Raw genomic sequence first — 13,924 nt, 5'->3', positions numbered from 1 at the left:
CAGTTTTCGGCCTCACACCCCACCCCCCAGCGGCAACCGGAGCGTGAACAACGCCCCGCCCCCTGGCCGGTTCGCCGCCACCAGCGTGCCCCCGTGCAGCCGCGCGTTCTCCCACGCGATCGCCAGCCCGAGCCCGGACCCCTCCGACCGCCCCCGCGACGAATCGGCTTTGTAGAACCGCGCGAACACGTGCGGCAGCACCTCGGACGGCAAACCCGGTCCGGAGTCCGCGACCTCGATCACCAGCGAAGATCCCGTCACCGACAGCACGAGCGACACCGGCGGCGCACCGTGGCGCAGCGCGTTGCCGACCAGGTTCGCCACGATCACGTCCACCCGGCGCGGGTCCAGCCGCGCGCGCACGCCGTCCGGCAGCGACGCGGACACGTCCGAGAAGCCGCGCATCCGCAGGCAGGTCCGCACCACCTCGGCCACGTCGACGTCGTCCAGCGCGAGCGCCGCCGTGCCGGAGTCGAAGCGCGTCACCTCGATCAGGTCGTTCACCAGGCGCGTCAGGTTCAGCGTCTCCCGGTTCACGAGCCGCGCCGCCTGCCCGGCCACACCGGGCAGGGACGCGGTCTCGGCGTCCAGCACATCGGTCACGGCGGTCATAGCGGCCAGCGGGGTGCGCAGTTCGTGCGACACGTCCGCGACGAACCGCCGTGCGTCGGCCTCCATCCGTCGCAGCTCACCGACGTGGTGTTCCAGGGAGGACGCCGTGCTGTTGAACGTCGACGCGACGGAAGCCAGTTCGTCGCGCCCGCGCACCGGCACCCGTGCGGACAGGTCGCCCTGCCCGAGTTGCCAGGCCGCGAGCTGCAGCTCCCGCACGGGCCGCAGCACGCCGCGCGCGGCGAGGAAACCCAGTCCCAGAGCCAGGACCAGCACGGCGCCGCCGATCAGCCACGCGTTGCGCGCGAGTTCCTCCACGAACGCGATCTCCGACGTGAACGGCCGCAGCACGTAGACCTCGATGCCCGACGGACCGCCGGACGACGTCCGCAGCTGCATGCCGACGACGAGCCACACGCCGTCCGAGTACGAGACGCGCTGCCAGCCGACGCGGCCGGTGGACACGAGCGCGCGCAGCTCCGCCGTGATCACCGACGGGGGCATACCGCCCGCAGCGAACCCGTTGCCGTAAGCCAAAGCCGAGCCTTCACGCCCAGAGACGCGCGCGGCGACCCGTTCCAGGACGCTGGTGTCCACGGCTCGCGTCGGCAGCGGGTAGAGCTGCTCGACGCGGTTCGTGGTCTCGATGACGGCGTTGTCCTGCGCGCGCTGCACGATCGCGTCGCGCGCCCGCACGTACCCGGCGCCGGCGACGGCCGCGGCGGTGACGATGGTCAGCAGGGCGAACGCGAGCAGCAGTCGCAGGCGCAGCGTCACAGCGGCCCGAAGCGGTAGCCGAAGCCCCGGACGGTCTGGACGTACACGGGTGCGGCGGGGTCGTCCTCGATCTTCGACCGCAGCCGCTGCACGCACGCGTCGACCAGCCGTGAGTCGCCGAGGTAGCCCTGGTCCCACACGGAGCTCAGCAGTTGCTGGCGCGACATCACGCGGCCGGGCGACGAGGAGAGTTCCAGCAGCAGCCGCAGTTCCGTCGGTGCCAGCGAGACCGGCCTGCCGAACCGCGTCACGACGAGGCCCTCGCGGTCGATCGTCAGGTCGCCGTGGCGTTCGGCCACGACCTCGGCGACCGAGGCGGTCGAGCGGCGCAGCACCGCCCGGATGCGCGCCTCCAGCACACGGGCCTGGGCCGGCTTGGCCACGTAGTCGTCGGCACCCGCCTCGAGGCCCGCGACCACGTCGATGTCGTCGTTGCGCGCGGTCAGCATGATGATCGGGAGGTCTCCGCCGGCCCGGATGCGGCGGCACACCTCGAACCCGTCCACGCCGGGCAGCATCAGGTCCAGCACGACGACGTCGGGCGTGACGCTGCCCAGCAGTTCGAGGCCTTCCTCACCCGTGCGCACCGCGTCCACGGTGTGTCCCTGGTAGGTCAGGGCGAGCGACAGTCCCTCGCGGACCGCCTCGTCGTCCTCGATCAGCAGTACGCGCGGCATGCCCTCCAGCCTTCCCGACGGGTCTCATGGGGACGTTCGTGCGACGTCATCGTTGCGTAACGACGACCGAGCCGCGCTAGTCGAGAGCGGCGGTGTGGCGCAGCTGCTCCGGAGTCGGCTCCGCCACCAGCACCCGCAACGCGTCCGCGAACTGGTCGAACCGCCGGTCGAACTCGGCCAGCTCGCGCGAGGGCTCGGCCACCAGCGCCGCCCGGCCGGCCCTGGGCACCGCGGTGGCCAGGGCGTCACGCAGGGGCTGGGCCCGCCGCAACGCCACGAGCAACGTCCACAGCCGCTGCTCGACCAGCGCCACCTGCACCGGGTCGCCGGACACGCGCAGGAAGTCCGCGCGCACGGCCGTGGCGCGCCGCCGCTGCACCGGGCACGTGAAGTCGTCGGCCCGCACGACCTCCACCTCGGAAGCGGAGCGCGCGAGCGACTCCTCCGACCGGAACCGCCGCGTCGGCACGGTCCCGGCCGGGTTCCACATCCACCAGGACGTCATCCGACCAGGTCGTCGGCGTCGACGATCTTGTAGGCGTAGCCCTGCTCCGCGAGGAACCGCTGGCGGTGCGCGGCGTAGTCGGTGTCCAGGGTGTCGCGCGAGACGACCGAGTAGAAGTGCGCCTGCCGGCCGTCGCCCTTGGGACGCAGGATCCGGCCGAGGCGCTGGGCCTCCTCCTGCCGGGAGCCGAACGTGCCGGACACCTGGATGGCCACGGACGCCTCGGGGAGGTCGATCGAGAAGTTCGCGACCTTCGAGACCACCAGCGTGCGGATCTCGCCGCGGCGGAACCGGTCGAACAGTTCCTCACGTTCCTTGTTCTTCGTGGATCCCTTGATCACCGGCGCCCCCAGTTCCTCGCCAAGCTCGTCGAGCTGGTCCAGATAAGCACCGATCACGAGAGTCGGCTCGTCGGGATGGCGCTCGAGGACGCGGCGGACCACCGGGATCTTGGTCCGGGCCGTCGAGCAGAGCTTGTAGCGCTCCTCGGGTTCGGCCGTGGCGTACTGCAGGCGCTCGTTGTCCGTCAGCGTCACCCGGACCTCGGTGCACTCGGCGGGCGCGATCCAGCCCTGCGCCTCGATGTCGCGCCACGGCACGTCGTAGCGCTTCGGGCCGATCAACGAGAAGACGTCGCCCTCCTGGCCGTCCTCGCGGACCAGCGTCGCCGTCAGCCCCAGGCGCCGGCGCGACTGCAGGTCGGCGGTCATCCGGAACACCGGCGCGGGCAGCAGGTGGACCTCGTCGTAGACGATCAGGCCCCAGTCGCGCGAGTCGAACAGCTCCAGGTGCTTGTACTCGCCCTTCGACTTGCGGGTGATCACCTGGTAGGTCGCGATCGTGACCGGCCGGATCTCCTTGCGCTCACCGGAGTACTCGCCGATCTCCTCCTCGGTCAGCGACGTGCGCGCGATCAGCTCCCGCTTCCACTGCCGGCCCGCCACGGTGTTCGTGACCAGGATCAGCGTGGTCGCCTGGGCCTCGGCCATCGCCGCCGCGCCGACCAGCGTCTTGCCCGCGCCGCAGGGCAGCACGACCACGCCGGAACCGCCCGCCCAGAACGTCTGCGCGGCCAGGCGCTGGTAGTCGCGCAGCTTCCAGCCGTTCTCCTCCAGCGAGATCGCGTGCGCCTCGCCGTCGACGTACCCGGCCTCGTCCTCGGCCGGCCAGCCGACCTTGAGCAGCAGCTGCTTGAGCCGCCCGCGCTCGCTCGGGTGCACGATGACGGTGTCGTCGTCGATGCGGGCCCCGAACATCGGCGCGATCTTCTTGTTGCGGAGCACCTCTTCGAGCACGGCTCGGTCGTTGGTGTGCAGCACCAGCCCGTGCGCCGGGTTGTTGGCGAGCACCAGCCGGCCGAACCGGCTCATCGTGTCGACCACGTCCACCAGCAACGGCTGCGGCACCGGGTAGCGGCTGAACCGCACCAGCGCGTCGACCACCTGCTCGGCGTCGTGCCCGGCCGCGCGCGCGTTCCACAGGGCCAGCGGCGTCACGCGGTACGTGTGCACGTGCTCCGGAGCCCGCTCCAGCTCGGCGAACGGCGCGATGGACGTGCGCGCGTCGTCGGCGAGCGGGTGGTCGACCTCGAGCAGCAGGGTCTTGTCCGACTGGACGATCAAAGGGCCATCGGTCACGCCTACAAGTCTCCCTGACGACGCCAAATGCGTTCGACCTGCGTCAACTGGTGACGACAACTGTGAGGCGACACACGCAGCCAACACCCCGTGTCGTAGTTTCTCGCCCATGAGCACCGAGTCGACTGATCCCGTCGAGCCACCGGCCACGGTGGCACCGGCTCCAGAAGAGGCCGAGACCGGCGAGTCGCCCAAGAACAACAACTGGCTGAAGTTCGTCATCGTCGGCGTGCTGGCGGTCGTCCTGGTCGGCGGTGGCGTGTGGGCGCTCACGTCGCTCGGCGGCACGAAGGCCGGCGACTGCGTCAGCGCCTCGCCGAAGGAGGTGGACAAGCCCGACGGCGACTGGAACCTCTCCTCGAAGGGCTGCGGCGACAACGGCGCCACCCACCGGGTCGTCAAGGTGCTGCAGAACGACGACGAGGACCAGTGCCCGACCGAGGGCATCTACGAGCAGATCAAGTCCGGCAGCGAGTCGGTGTGCCTGATGCCGAACCTCGCCGAGGGCAACTGCTACACGTCGAACGACGACGGCGCCTTCCAGAAGGAAGCGTGCACGACCGAGTCCCCGGTCAAGATCGTGAAGAAGATCGACGGCCTGCCCGAGGAGGGCACGGTGTGTCCCGAGGGCTCCAGCGAGCTGCGGTTCGCCGAGCCCGCCTCGGTCTACTGCATGGGTGTCCACGAAGGATCCTGATCGGGTGAACTCGGTTGAGTCGCCCCCGGTGCGGCGCCGATACCCAGGCCATGAAGAAGGTCGGCCTGGGTATCGCCGTTGTCCTCGCGCTCGTGCTGCTCGGCGGGTTCGTGCTGAACCAGCTCGGCGACGCGGCGAAGGCGGCGCGGGCCGGCGACTGCGCGCGGATCACCGGCGCGTTCGACAACCCGCGCTACCAGGCGCTCGACTGCGGTTCCGAGCAGGCGAACGTCAAGATCGCGAAGGTGCTCGGCTGGAACGAGAAGACCTGCCCGTCCGGTGGCATGGACTACTCGACGTACACGGGTGACGCCACGCTGTGCCTCATGCCGAACTTCGTCGAGGGCGCCTGCTACGGCCAGGACTCCGACAGCGGCATCGCCAGGGTCGACTGCGTCACGAAGGACTCGGTCAAGGTCGCCAAGGTGGTCAGCGGCAAGGCCGACCAGGCGGCCTGCCCGAACTCACGGGCGGCGGTCTTCCCGGAGCCCGCGATCACCTTCTGCCTGGAGCGCGGCGACCAGAAGCAGTGACCGGCCGCCGCGCCGGCCTCGCAGCGGACCGGGAAGGGGTTCACCGGTCCTCGCCGGGCTGACAGGAGTGATCCTCCGGCAAGCGCTCCACTCGCGACCGTCCACGTGGAACGCTGCGCACCACGACCTCTCAGGTGATCCAAGCCGCCGTAACGTTTCCGTAAAGCCCGAGAAGTTTCCCGCTCCACATGGCACTGTCTGCTCCGGCCGTGTCGGGGGGCATGGGCCGTCTGGGGTATTGGGAAATGAGAGACGAGCATGAGCACGACTGAATCCGCTTCGCCCGCGTCCGCGCCGGAGCCCGCGCAGGAGCCCGCGCCGAAGAAGTCCGGCATCGGCAAGCGGATCCTGACCTACATCGTCGGCTTGATCGTGGTGGCCGGCGCGTTCTACGCGTTCAACTACTTCAGCAGCGACGTCGCGCAGGCCAAGGTCGGTGACTGCGCCGTCGTCAGCGGCACCTCGACCGCGCCGGAGTACAAGGCGGCCGACTGCGGAGCGGCCGACGCGAACTACACCATCGGCAAGACCGGTGGCACCAGCGAGGTGTGCGGCAACGGGTACGACGAGTACACGCAGACGCAGCGCCGCGGCCCGAAGACGAAGCTGTGCCTCGCGCCGCTTCTCGCCGAGGGCAAGTGCTACGCCGAGAACGTCGGCGGTGTCGGCGCGAAGGCCGTGGAGTGCACCGGGTCGGCCGCCTTCAAGGTGACGAAGGTCGTCAAGGACTCCGCCGCACCGCAGTGCCCCGAGGGTGAGGAAGCGCAGTCCTTCCCCGAGGCGAAGCTGCACTACTGCGTCGGCGCGCCCGCGTAACAGGCTTGAACCGCGAAACCGGAGTCGTGTCCCACGGCTCCGGTTTCGCTGTCTTCCGCGTGACTCATCCGAGGAGAATCCAGTGACCGACCCCAACCACCCCCAGCAGCCAGGGCCCTACGGGCCGCCTCCCGGTGGACAGCCGCAGCAGCCCTACGGCCAGCCGAACCCCTACGGTCAGCCGCCCCAGCAGGGTTACCCCGGTCAGCCCGCGGACCCGTACGCCCAGCCCGGCCAGCCGTACGGCCAGCCCGGCGACCCGTACGCCCAGCAGCCGCCGAACCCGTACGGCCCGCCTCCCGGCCAGGTGCCCGGCCAGCCGCTGGGTCAGCCGATGCCCTACGGCCCCCCGCCCAAGAAGAGCGCCGCCGGCAAGGTCATCGGTTCGATCGTCACCATCGTCGTGCTCGTCGGCGTCGGCATCCTGGTCAAGGTCCTGATCGGCGGCGGCCTGAGCGCCATCACCGAGCCGTCGGCCAAGCCGGGCGACTGCGCGAGCGTCACGGGCACCACGTTCAGCCCGAAGTACAAGAAGGTCGACTGCTCCTCCGCCGAGGCGAACTACTTCATCGCCAAGGCCATGAAGTCCACGTCCGAGGCGTGCCCGAGCGAGGACTACGCCGAGTACACCGAGTCCGGCCGGCGTTCGTCGTCGCTGAAGCTCTGCCTGGTCGAGAAGCTCGAAGAGGGCAAGTGCTACCAGGAAGAACTCGTGAAGATGAACATGGAGGGCATGAAGATCATCGATTGCGCCAAGGGGGGCAACGAGTTCGCCGTCCAGAAGACCCTGAAGGTCGAAAAGGTCGTCAAGGCGGCCACCGCGGAGTGTGGTGAGGCGACTCCGATCTCGTACGCGGAACCCGCCCCTGGCATCACCTACTGCATCTCCGCCATCGGCGGACAGTGACGAAGCAGTGACGAACGAGAAAGGCGGGCCGGTTTTCCGGCCCGCCATTTCTCATGCGATCGAGCAACTAATTCGTCGTACCCGGCGGCAGTAGCTGCTGCACGTCCAGACGCCCGGACAGCACGTCCTCGGTGTCCATCATGTCGGCCACGCGCTGGAGCCGGATCGGGTTCAGCGACAGCGGGAACGTGCCCACCGACACGAGGGCCGCGGTAGGTGCGTCCACGTCCGCGTAGCTGGTCAGGGAGTCCTGCACGGCGAGCTTGTTGGCCTGCGCGCGCTGCTGCGCCTGGCGCAGCACGTCCCGGAACACCTTCAGCGTCTTCGGGTTCGCCTCGGCGAACTTCTTCGACGACGCGTAGCCGGACATCGGGAAGTCCAGCGTCGGGCCGCGGGCGGTGTCGGTGACGATCTTCGCACCGATCTTGCGCTGCGCCTTCGTGATGAACGGTTCGATCATGAACGCCGCGTCGACCGTGCCTGAGGTCAGCGCGTTCTCCATGTCGGCGAACGCCATGGAGGTGAACTTGATCTTCTGCTTCTCGACCGCGGCGGTGTCCAGCACGGCACGCGTGGTCAGCGCGCCGATGTCGGTCTCGCTGTTCACGGCGATGCGCGGCGCGTTCTTCTTGCCGGGGTCGTCGTAGTCCGAGTCGGCCTTCGCCACCAGCGCCATCGAGTTGGGGCCTGCCTGGTAGGCCTCGCCCTGCAGCTGCAGCTCGGTGCCCTCGGCGACCGCGCGGAAGAGGCTGACGTGCGTCGCCCACGTGAGGTCGAGCGTGGTGTCCAGCTGCTTGATGGCCTCTGCCTCGGTGGGCTGGGTGACCAGGTTGACCTGCAGGCCGGCCTTCTCGAACAGCTTCTCGGTCAGCGCGATCCGCAGCGGGGCGACGTCGACGACCGGCAGCACGCCGATGCGGATGACGTTGCGTTCCACGTCCGCGTTGCCGCCGTTCGACGAACCGCCGAACAGGCCGCAGCTCGCGGTCAGGACGCACGTTGTGAGCACTGCGACAAGCCGCAGAGCTGTGGCTCGGGTAGCCATGGCACCTCTCGCCGGTAGGGCTTGGGTAGCTTCGAATTGATCAGTGAGTGTCGCCACAGACCAGGGCGTCCGCAGTCCGAACTGCGAGTTCGGACGGACTTGGGGTGTACCGACAACCGGGGATGTTAACCACCTGAACGTATGAAACGACACCCCATCTCGATACGGTGAGTGCTTCTGGAGACTTCCCCAACACAGGGGGTGCCCATTACCCTTCCGGCTCGGGTGGCACTGGTCGTAGTAGACCGACGTGTCTTCAGACGGGGTAGGGCGCCTCACCGGGCGAACAACCTCTGTGCTGCAATTCGGCCCGTTTGACGAGTCCATGCTCGGTCCTGGGGAGAGACCGGGACACTGCTGCTGGAAGAGGAAGCCCAGAGTGGCCCGACGTGAGAGAGGTCCCAGCCAGTTTGGCGTGGGTGACACCACACGCTCCGAAAGGCCCGAATCGGGTGACGGACTGGCTGCGCTGGGTAACGGACCGATGAACGTGACACCGGACCCGGTGAAGCACGAGGTCGGTGCCGGACCTGGTTCAGGATCTACCCGATCCGCGGGGTGGCGCCTGCGGAACTGGCGGTTGCGCACCAAGCTGCTCGCCGTTCTGCTCATCCCGACGATCTGTGCGCTCGCCCTGGGTGGTCTGCGCGTGCGCACCGACCTCCAGGACGCCACGGAGTTCAACAACCTCGCGAACCAGATCCGCCTCGAGACCGCGGTCGCGGACCTGGTGCAGCAGCTGCAGCGCGAGCGCGACCTGTCGGTCAGCTACGTCGCGTCGAACAAGAAGGTCGACAGGGTCGTCCTGGAGCGCCAGCTGCGCCGCGTGAACGACACCAGCGAGGCCTTCAGCAACAGGATCGCCGAGCTCAGCTCCGACCTGAACCCCTCTGCCGTGGAGCGGTTCCAGGTCGCGTTCAACCAGCTCAACCGCCTGAACAGCCTCCGCAACTCGGTGCGCGACACGCAGTACCCCGCCGAGGCCGTCCAGCGCACCTACTCGGAGTCGATCGAGACGCTCATCAACCTCGGTGAGCAGACGATCTCCGAGATCAACGACCCGGAACTGGTGCGACTGCACCTGACCACGAACGCCATCGCGCGCATCAAGGAGCAGGAATCGCTCAAGCGGGCGATCCTCCTGGACGTCTTCCAGCGCAAGGCGTTCACGCCGTCCCAGCTGCGGTCCCTGCAGGCGGCGGACGCCGAGCTCGAGGCCGCGCGGAACGACTTCCGCAAGGCCGCGACGCCCGAGCAGGCCAAGATCTACGACGACACGGTCACCGGCCTCATCGTCGACAACGCGAACGACATGCAGGAATCGGCGATCAACCAGCAGTCGGGCGCGAAGGACTTCACGCAGGTCACGCCCGAGAAGTGGGACATCGCCGCCACGCTGACGGTCAACCTGACGCGCGACGTCGAAAACCTGCTGGTCGAGCAGCTGCAGAACAAGACGGACGACCTGGCAGGCGACACGCGCGCCAGGGCGTACGTCGAGTCCGGCATCGTCCTCGCGATCCTCGCGCTCGCGTTGCTGATGGCGCTGTTCGTCGCCCGCTCGATCCTCAACCCGCTGCGCACGCTGCGCCGCACCGCCCTCGACGTCGCCGACCACGGTCTCCCGGACGCGGTCGAGCGGATCCTCGCGGACGCCAACCCGGAGGACGCGGCGAAGACCGCCGTCGAGCCGGTGCCGGTGCACACGCGGGAAGAGATCGGTCAGGTGGCGCGCGCGTTCGACGCGGTGCACGGTGAAGCGGTGCGACTGGCTGCCCAGCAGGCCCTCCTGCGTGACAACGTCAACGCGATGTTCGTCAACCTGTCGCGTCGCTCTCAGGCCCTGGTCGAGCGCCAGCTGAACCTGATCGACCGGCTGGAGCAGGACGAGCAGGACCCGGACCAGCTGGCCTCGCTGTTCGAGCTGGACCACCTCGCGACCCGCATGCGCCGCAACTCGGAGAACCTGCTGGTCCTCTCGGGCACGGACCTCTCGCGGCGCCTGACCCGGCCCGTCCCGGCCGCCGAGGTCCTCGGCGCCGCGGTCTCCGAGGTCGAGCAGTACGCCCGCGTGCAGGTCGGCCAGACCCCGGACCTCACGGTCCAGGGCCGCGCGGTCAACGACCTCGTGCACCTCATCGCCGAGCTGCTGGACAACGCCACGGCGTTCTCCGACCCGGTCACCAAGGTCACCGTTCGCACGGCCAAGACCCGCAAGGGCGAGCTGGCGATCGAGATCCAGGACCGCGGCGTGGGCATGGGCGAGCAGGAGATCATCGACGCCAACGAGCGTCTGGCCGACCCGCCGGACGTCGACGTCGCCGTCTCCCGCCGGATGGGCCTGTACGTGGTCGCGCGGCTCGCCAAGCGCCACGACATCAAGGTCCGCCTGCGCGGCAACGAGGACATCGAGGGCGGCACGACGGCACTGGTGATCGTGCCGGAGACGCTCACCGCGATCCCCGGCCAGGCGCCGATGTCGACCCCGCCGTCCGGCTCCGGTGGTCTCGCCTCCGCGTTCGGCATGTCGCCGAACTCGTCGGTCCCGTCGATGCCGCCCGTGTCGATGCCGATGGCACCGGCCGAGCACACGACGGAGATCGGCACCACCGCGACGAGGGCCAGCGGCATCGCCGGCGCCTTCGGCGGTGCGACCGGTGTCCAGCCGCGCATCGACGAGTCGAGCCCGAGCATCCCGGTCAACTTCGTGCCCAGCTCGATCACCGACACCGGTGCGGGCGCGACGGCGATCCCGGTCTACAACGACCCGCCGATCGAGGACGTGACGCCGTCCGAGCGGTGGCGCCGCGACCAGCTCGCCGCGGTCGAGCCGGAGGGTTCGTTCGGCGAGCCCACCCTCTTCACGGCCTACGAGGACCGCAACGAAGAGGCCGGCGAGATCTCGTTCGAGCCCGGATACGAGACCACCCAGTTCGTGCCGATCCCCCCGATCGAGGACGAGCCCGCCTCGTCCAACGGCGTCTCGCGCGCCTCGGTCGACGAGGGCCGGCTCGACATCGGGATGGGGCACCGCAACGGCACCTCGGAAGCCTCGCGCAAGAAGATCGAGCACGACCTGGACGCACCGACGGAACGCCTGCCGATCTACGAGGCGGTCCTGTCGCAGTGGTTCCAGGCCGTGGGCAGCGAGACGTCCGCCTCGACCGCTCAGCCGGTCCCTGCGGGCTCCGAGGACGACGCACCGGCCGCCACCAACGGGCACGTCGAGTCGAGGCTCGGCGGGACCGGCAAGGGCTCGGTCGAGTACATCGACGAACCGCCGACCGTCCCGCCGCTCTCGGACGGGCCGGAACCGGAGCTCCCGACCCGATCGCGCAAGCCTGTACCGGCGGTGGCACCCACCACCACGTCGGCCGCTGGTCTTCCGGTGCGCACGCCGCGCTCGAAGGTCCAGCCGGCGGCCGAGGAAGTACCCGCACCCGCCGAGCAGGAGCGAGTTGTGGAACCCGAGCCCGTTGTGGAGGAGACTCCAGCGGCGGCAGCTACTTCCGAGTCGGCTTGGCAATCGCCGGCCGATGAGGGATGGCACGCGGCTCAGGCGTTGTTGAACAAGGCGCCGGAGACGAAGACCACGGCAGGATTGCCGAAACGGACACCGAAGGCTCAGCTCGTGCCAGGATCTGCAGCACCCAAGCCGCAGTCCCTGACGTCGACAGCGCAGCGCCCGCCGCTGCCGCCCCGCACCGCAGACGCGGTGCGCGGACGGATGTCGAGCCTGCAGAGTGGTGTCAAGCGAGGCCGGCACGCATTGATCGAGGCATACGCTGGTGACCAGTCGAGCCGGCAGAACGAGGAGCAGGAGTGACGACCGCAGCGCAGCCAGGCAGCTTTGGTTGGCTTATCACCGACTTCGTGCGGAGGGTGCCCGGAGTGGCACATTCCGTTGTGGTGTCCGCGGACGGGCTGTTGCTCGCCGGTTCCCAGGGCTTGCCCCGGGACCGCGCGGAACAGCTTTCCGCGGTCGCGTCCGGACTGGTCAGCCTCACCCAGGGTGCTGCCCGCTGCTTCGAGGCAGGCGGGGTCAACCAGACGGTCGTCGAGATGGAGCGGGGTTACCTGTTCCTCATGTCGATCAGTGACGGTTCTTGCCTTGCCGTCCTGGCGGCGCCCAACTGCGACATCGGCCTCGTGGCCTACGAGATGACGCTGTTGGTGGAGAGAGTCGGTCAACAACTCACCCCTGAGCTGCGCGCGCAGCTTCAGGGCGTGGTCCGTCGCTAGACCTCATCTGGAGTTCAGGGGTGAGAACCAATGGCTGGTAGATCTGGCGCTAGAGGCCGGGGCTTCGGTAGGAACTTCAACTACCAGGAGTGGGCTTCTGGTGGGTTCCAGTTCGAAGAGCCTGACGCGATACCCCAAGAACCAGAGGAAGCTGAGGACGCACCCCTCGATGAGCGGGTTACAGGGCAAGGGCTAGGCGATATGTCTCAGCGTGAGGTGGACGACTCGTCGTCGTATCCGTACGACGACGTGCCGAACCGATTCGACATAGACGGGTACGGTTCCGGGCTGTTCGGCGGCCCGGGGGCGGACCTGTTCGGCCAGCACGAGATGCCGGACGCGGTGCCGGAACAGCTGCCGTACACCACCGGTTCGCATCCGGTGTACACCACCGGCGGTCAACCGGCGTACAACACCGGTGGTCAACCGGCGTACAGCACCGGTGCGCAGCCTCAAGTGCGTCCGGAGGAGAATGCTTCCGCGGACTCGGGTTCATTGGTGCGGCCTTACACACGCACCGGTGGACGCACACGACCTGACTACGATCTTGCGATCGAGGCGCTGATCTCGACCAGCGAGAAGGGCCTCGAACGGGATGCGGCAGTGCTTCCCGAGCACAGGTCGATCTGCGGGTTGTGTGTGGACACGCGGTCGGTGGCCGAGGTCGCGGCACTCCTACGCTTGCCACTTGGCGTCGTGCGGGTGCTGATCGGCGACATGGCAAGCATGGGTTTGGTTTTGATTCACCAGGGCGGTCTGGTCGTGGGGGACCGGCCTTCCATGGATTTCCTGGAGAGGGTGCTCAGTGGGCTTCGCAGGCTCTAGTCCCCAGGGCGCCGAGGGCGCACGGAAGCCGACGACGTCCGCCAAGATCGTGGTGGCGGGTGGCTTCGGTGTGGGCAAGACGACGTTCGTCGGCTCGGTGTCCGAGATCGTCCCGTTGACCACCGAGGCGGTGATGACCGAGGCCAGCGCGGGGGTGGACGACCTCTCCGCCACGCCCAACAAGGTCACCACGACCGTCGCGATGGACTTCGGCCGTGTGTCGCTCGACAGCGACCTGATCCTGTACCTCTTCGGTACACCGGGTCAGCACCGGTTCTGGTTCATGTGGGACGACCTGGTACGCGGCGCCATCGGTGCCATCGTGCTGGTCGACACCCGCCGCCTGGCCGACGCGTTCGCCTCGATCGACTTCTTCGACGACCGGCAGCTGCCGTACGTCGTCGGCGTCAACTGCTTCGACGGCCTCCTCCACCACAGGCTGGAGGACGTCCGCGAAGCGCTGACGATCGACGAGTCGGTGCCGATCGTGACGTGCGACGCGCGCAACCGGCAGTCGACGAAGCAGACGCTCATCACGCTGGTGGAGCACGCGATGCGCCAGTGGATGTCCGTCCGCGCGGGCTGAACTCCTTCCGCCGGAGTACGACCGCTACACGACTGAACGAGGCGAGCGCCACCTTCGGGGACGGC

The 13,924-nt window shown here is 68.8% G+C and carries 13 protein-coding genes; 8 read left to right on the top strand and 5 right to left on the bottom strand.

Going from position 1 to position 13,924, the window contains the following annotated elements; genetic code table 11:
• Window positions 1-12 precede the first annotated feature (12 nt).
• The 4 genes from IEY88_RS19250 to IEY88_RS19235 form a co-directional block, all read right to left on the bottom strand.
• Window positions 13-1,389, bottom strand: a complete 1,377-nt coding sequence (locus IEY88_RS19250) for an ATP-binding protein (RefSeq protein ID WP_189156173.1) — start codon at window positions 1,387-1,389, stop codon at window positions 13-15.
• Window positions 1,386-2,066, bottom strand: a complete 681-nt coding sequence (locus IEY88_RS19245; protein WP_189156172.1) for a response regulator — start codon at window positions 2,064-2,066, stop codon at window positions 1,386-1,388. The genes IEY88_RS19250 and IEY88_RS19245 overlap by 4 nt, the downstream gene beginning before the upstream one ends.
• A gap of 76 nt (window positions 2,067-2,142) precedes the next feature.
• Window positions 2,143-2,571, bottom strand: a complete 429-nt coding sequence (locus IEY88_RS19240; RefSeq protein WP_189156171.1) for a hypothetical protein — start codon at window positions 2,569-2,571, stop codon at window positions 2,143-2,145.
• Window positions 2,568-4,208, bottom strand: a complete 1,641-nt coding sequence (locus tag IEY88_RS19235) for a DNA repair helicase XPB (protein WP_189156170.1) — start codon at window positions 4,206-4,208, stop codon at window positions 2,568-2,570. The genes IEY88_RS19240 and IEY88_RS19235 overlap by 4 nt, the downstream gene beginning before the upstream one ends.
• Before the next feature lie 109 nt (window positions 4,209-4,317).
• On the opposite strand from IEY88_RS19235, the gene IEY88_RS19230 reads away from it, so the two are divergent.
• From IEY88_RS19230 to IEY88_RS19215, 4 genes are all read left to right on the top strand, one after another.
• A complete protein-coding gene (locus IEY88_RS19230; RefSeq protein ID WP_189156169.1) occupies window positions 4,318-4,905 on the top strand; it encodes an LppU/SCO3897 family protein in 588 nt (195 codons plus the stop codon).
• A gap of 50 nt (window positions 4,906-4,955) precedes the next feature.
• Entirely contained in the window at window positions 4,956-5,438 is a 483-nt protein-coding gene (locus tag IEY88_RS19225; protein ID WP_189156168.1) for an LppU/SCO3897 family protein, read from the top strand.
• 258 nt (window positions 5,439-5,696) lie between these two features.
• Complete coding sequence (locus tag IEY88_RS19220; RefSeq protein ID WP_189156167.1) at window positions 5,697-6,254, top strand: LppU/SCO3897 family protein; 558 nt, start codon at window positions 5,697-5,699, stop codon at window positions 6,252-6,254.
• 82 nt (window positions 6,255-6,336) lie between these two features.
• Complete coding sequence (locus IEY88_RS19215) at window positions 6,337-7,161, top strand: LppU/SCO3897 family protein (RefSeq protein WP_189156166.1); 825 nt, start codon at window positions 6,337-6,339, stop codon at window positions 7,159-7,161.
• A 67-nt stretch (window positions 7,162-7,228) separates the two neighbouring features.
• Here the strand turns inward: IEY88_RS19215 and IEY88_RS19210 are convergent, their stop codons facing one another.
• Window positions 7,229-8,206 (bottom strand): ABC transporter substrate-binding protein, encoded by a 978-nt coding sequence (locus IEY88_RS19210; RefSeq protein ID WP_189156165.1) that lies wholly within the window; start codon window positions 8,204-8,206, stop codon window positions 7,229-7,231.
• Window positions 8,207-8,690: 484 nt separating this feature from the next.
• Between IEY88_RS19210 and IEY88_RS19205 the strand changes: the two genes are divergently transcribed.
• The 4 genes from IEY88_RS19205 to IEY88_RS19190 all read left to right on the top strand — a co-directional run bounded on the left by IEY88_RS19205 (window position 8,691) and on the right by IEY88_RS19190 (window position 13,859).
• Window positions 8,691-12,032, top strand: a complete 3,342-nt coding sequence (locus tag IEY88_RS19205; RefSeq protein ID WP_229693552.1) for a sensor histidine kinase — start codon at window positions 8,691-8,693, stop codon at window positions 12,030-12,032.
• Window positions 12,029-12,448: a roadblock/LC7 domain-containing protein gene (locus IEY88_RS19200; protein WP_030470879.1), complete on the top strand. Its 420-nt coding sequence runs from the start codon at window positions 12,029-12,031 to the stop codon at window positions 12,446-12,448. The genes IEY88_RS19205 and IEY88_RS19200 overlap by 4 nt, the downstream gene beginning before the upstream one ends.
• Before the next feature lie 201 nt (window positions 12,449-12,649).
• On the top strand, window positions 12,650-13,273 hold the full coding sequence (locus tag IEY88_RS19195; RefSeq protein ID WP_373294138.1) for a DUF742 domain-containing protein: 624 nt from the start codon (window positions 12,650-12,652) through the stop codon (window positions 13,271-13,273).
• A complete protein-coding gene (locus IEY88_RS19190) occupies window positions 13,254-13,859 on the top strand; it encodes a GTP-binding protein (RefSeq protein WP_030470877.1) in 606 nt (201 codons plus the stop codon). Before IEY88_RS19195 ends, IEY88_RS19190 begins: the two co-directional genes overlap by 20 nt.
• The last annotated feature ends 65 nt before the right edge of the window (window positions 13,860-13,924 follow it).

It is taken from the genome of Lentzea pudingi, from assembly GCF_014646255.1.
In the GTDB taxonomy this organism is placed as follows: Bacteria; Actinomycetota; Actinomycetes; order Mycobacteriales; family Pseudonocardiaceae; genus Lentzea; species Lentzea pudingi.
The sequence above is the reverse complement of the archived record's forward strand: the minus strand, read 5'-3'. Positions and strand labels throughout refer to the sequence as shown.

What these genes read in the sequence shown, in the direction of transcription:
- IEY88_RS19210 (WP_189156165.1), bottom strand. Translation starts at nt 8,206, where the DNA reads ATGGCTACCCGAGCCACAGCTCTGCGGCTTGTCGCAGTGCTCACAACG.
- IEY88_RS19240 (WP_189156171.1), bottom strand. Translation starts at nt 2,571, where the DNA reads ATGACGTCCTGGTGGATGTGGAACCCGGCCGGGACCGTGCCGACGCGG.
- IEY88_RS19195 (WP_373294138.1), top strand. Translation starts at nt 12,650, where the DNA reads ATGTCTCAGCGTGAGGTGGACGACTCGTCGTCGTATCCGTACGACGAC.
- IEY88_RS19245 (WP_189156172.1), bottom strand. Translation starts at nt 2,066, where the DNA reads ATGCCGCGCGTACTGCTGATCGAGGACGACGAGGCGGTCCGCGAGGGA.
- IEY88_RS19220 (WP_189156167.1), top strand. Translation starts at nt 5,697, where the DNA reads ATGAGCACGACTGAATCCGCTTCGCCCGCGTCCGCGCCGGAGCCCGCG.
- IEY88_RS19225 (WP_189156168.1), top strand. Translation starts at nt 4,956, where the DNA reads ATGAAGAAGGTCGGCCTGGGTATCGCCGTTGTCCTCGCGCTCGTGCTG.
- IEY88_RS19230 (WP_189156169.1), top strand. Translation starts at nt 4,318, where the DNA reads ATGAGCACCGAGTCGACTGATCCCGTCGAGCCACCGGCCACGGTGGCA.
- IEY88_RS19205 (WP_229693552.1), top strand. Translation starts at nt 8,691, where the DNA reads ATGAACGTGACACCGGACCCGGTGAAGCACGAGGTCGGTGCCGGACCT.